The 763-nt window shown below is 69.5% G+C and carries 1 protein-coding gene and 1 pseudogene; both read left to right on the top strand.

The annotated features are described in order from the left end of the window. Nucleotides 1-19 precede the first annotated feature (19 nt). Complete coding sequence (locus AX685_RS15010) at nt 20-487, top strand: YbgC/FadM family acyl-CoA thioesterase (RefSeq protein WP_066490106.1); 468 nt, start codon at nt 20-22, stop codon at nt 485-487. Further along, nucleotides 484-763 (top strand): annotated as a pseudogene (locus tag AX685_RS15005) (Tol-Pal system subunit TolQ); the annotation flags it as partial. The gene AX685_RS15010 and the pseudogene AX685_RS15005, both read left to right, overlap by 4 nt.

The following is a 763-nucleotide window of genomic DNA, read 5'->3' as shown; positions in this document are numbered from 1 at the left end:
TTGGGTTAACAGCCCGCCAATGACGGTCGAGGGTCAGGACCAGCCGGCGCAGGGACGGTTCGAGGGCGCGGCGCACCTGTTCGCGGTGCGCGTCTATTTCGAGGACACCGACCTGTCGGGCGTCGTCTATCACGCCAATTACCTGCGCTATATGGAACGCGCCCGGTCCGACATGCTGCGCGTCGCCGGGATCGACCAGCGCGCGCATTTCGAGGGCGGGGGCGGCGCCTATGCGATCGCCGACCTGGCCATCCGCTACCGTGCGCCGGCGCGGCTCGACGATGCCCTGCTGGTCGAAAGCCGCGTCGTCGCGGCGCGCGCCGCCAGTGTCGTCATTCATCAGACAGTCAGGCGCCGGGCCCAATTGCTGACCGATGCCACCGTGACCGCGGCGCTGGTGGGGCCGGACGGCCGCCCGCGCCGCCAGCCCGCCGCGTGGATCGACCGTTTCCGCAGCCTCGTCCTCCAGGGGGAAGATACGCCGTGAACCCGATTTTGCAGACCGACGCCGCGACCCTGTCCCCGATCGCGCTGTTCCTTCAGGCCGACTGGGTGGTGAAGGGCGTGATGCTGGGGCTGCTGCTGGCCAGCATCTGGACCTGGGCGATCATCATCGCCTTCTGGGTGAAGCTGGGCCGCACGCGCAAGGCGAGCGAGACCTTTGAACAGGAATTCTGGCGCGCCGACGACATCGACGCCTTCGTCAAGACGCGCGGGACCGCCGACCTGCCGACCGCGCGCGTGCTGGCGGCGGGGGTGACCG

Source organism: Sphingomonas sp. CCH9-F2 (genome assembly GCF_001556735.1).
In the GTDB taxonomy this organism is placed as follows: Bacteria; Pseudomonadota; Alphaproteobacteria; order Sphingomonadales; family Sphingomonadaceae; genus Sphingomonas; species Sphingomonas ginsenosidimutans.
Note: the sequence above shows the minus strand (reverse complement) of the source record. Positions and strands in the feature narration are given on the sequence as shown.

Coding starts and splice junctions, on each gene's coding strand:
- AX685_RS15010 (WP_066490106.1), top strand. CDS start 20: ATGACGGTCGAGGGTCAGGACCAGCCGGCGCAGGGACGGTTCGAGGGC.